The organism is Acinetobacter sp. YH16038, assembly GCF_013417275.1.
Classification (GTDB): domain Bacteria; phylum Pseudomonadota; class Gammaproteobacteria; order Pseudomonadales; family Moraxellaceae; genus Acinetobacter.
Window position 1 is genome coordinate 1 of the sequence record NZ_VPEG01000137.1, and the last position, 1,638, is coordinate 1,638.

The following is a 1,638-nucleotide window of genomic DNA, read 5'->3' on the forward strand; positions in this document are numbered from 1 at the left end:
TATCATGCTTATTACATTTCGATTCAGGTACATTACAACCATACCCTTATCATTTACATAAGTTACTTCATTAACCCAACGAGAAACGGTTACAGCATCCGTATCAGCATACCTATCAATATAGCTGAACTGTCTATTAAACAATTGTTTTGTAGCATCTGCTAACTGTGAGTAGGCGTTACTCTCATCAGTCTTGTATTGATCTCTGTAAGCTGTAGCCTTAACTTCAATTGGTGTTTCAGGTGTTAGTTTATCTAGCTCTCTAGCTTCAACTATGGCTAATAACATCAATCTTTGCTCAACCAATGACAGATTGAAACTGGCATCAATCAAACTATTATCTTTAACCACAAGCCTTGAATCCTTACTCATTTCCCCTCTCAACACTTTGGTAGTGAATTTGTTATTTTGTTATATTAGTAATCTTTTATCACTGTTCTAATATAATATCAATATCATCAATACGGTAATTAATATCACATTAAACCACTTATCAACAGGTAAAAAGTATCACACATTACGGTAAAAAGTATCACACATACCCTCTGAAAGCCTTATAGGGCAAGGCATACAGCAAACAGTAAAGCATTTTAAAGCTTTTTTTATTTCAGAAAAGCCCATCTTCCTTTCAAGAATTTTGATTTTAATTTTGATTATCTGCATAGCAAATTGAGTGCATGGATTCAGATATATTTACCTATCCTGCAATGCAGGTTGGACAGGGAATAGACATTTACACTTGCTCATGGCTTCTCATTTGCGCTCTAAGGTGCTTCTAAAAAGTATAGTGGTACATAGATATAGGTAAGGTGTATTTCGTTCAATCTGAGCGATTCTGTGAGCATCTAGGACTATATTTAAATCCTATCTCTACCAATCTGATAGCTGTGTACGCCGTGACAGGTATTTGATACGTTCCCAAAAATTTGGGAGCGTACAGAGTTATCAGAATCCAACCGACTGCATGAAGTTTGATAAGGTATTGAGAAGAACAGAGGGCGTGGAGAAAACAGAAATTAGAAAAGAGAAAAGAGAATACAAGTTACATCATTTGTTTTTAAATCTATTCAAGCAATAGAGCATTAGTGTGCATACAAATATCTAGTTTTATAAATATTATTAACCATACAAATTTTTGTTTATTTCTGAATACAACTAGATCAGTAGAACAAGCCTTTCATTAAAATTAGTTATGTAATGTCTATCTGCTTCTCAATGGAAAGGAAGCGGAGCTTTAAAAGAAAAACCCCTGCTTAATACGGAGTACCTATCCTCAAACTAAGGACAGGATTTAGGGGTGGGAGCAGATTAGCTTTATCCCCTCCCTCTTTGACAAGGTACTTAAATCAATACCTGGTCTACGCTGACAGATTTTAATATCCTCCATTGCAGGACAATGAATTAACTAAGCAATTACTAATCAAATATCTCTATAGCTCTAAATAGCTCTCATTTGCTCTTACAGCTCGTTTAAGGTTAAGTGGTGCAAGTGCATAGGCAAGGTGTCTAAACGCTCTCCTATGAGCAATGGTGAGCATAAAGAAGTATATTTATATCTCTATCTAGGGGTAGGATTATCTGACAACCACAATATCTAGTATCTAATAAAATACATCATCCAAAAATGGATACTGAATA

1 protein-coding gene is annotated in these 1,638 nt (G+C 34.9%); it reads right to left on the reverse strand.

Annotated elements, in window-relative coordinates; all coding sequences use genetic code 11:
• Nucleotides 1-372, reverse strand: a 372-nt coding sequence (locus tag FTV34_RS17325) for a RepB family plasmid replication initiator protein (protein WP_180070896.1), incomplete at its 3' end; no start/stop codon positions are given.
• Nucleotides 373-1,638 lie beyond the last annotated feature (1,266 nt).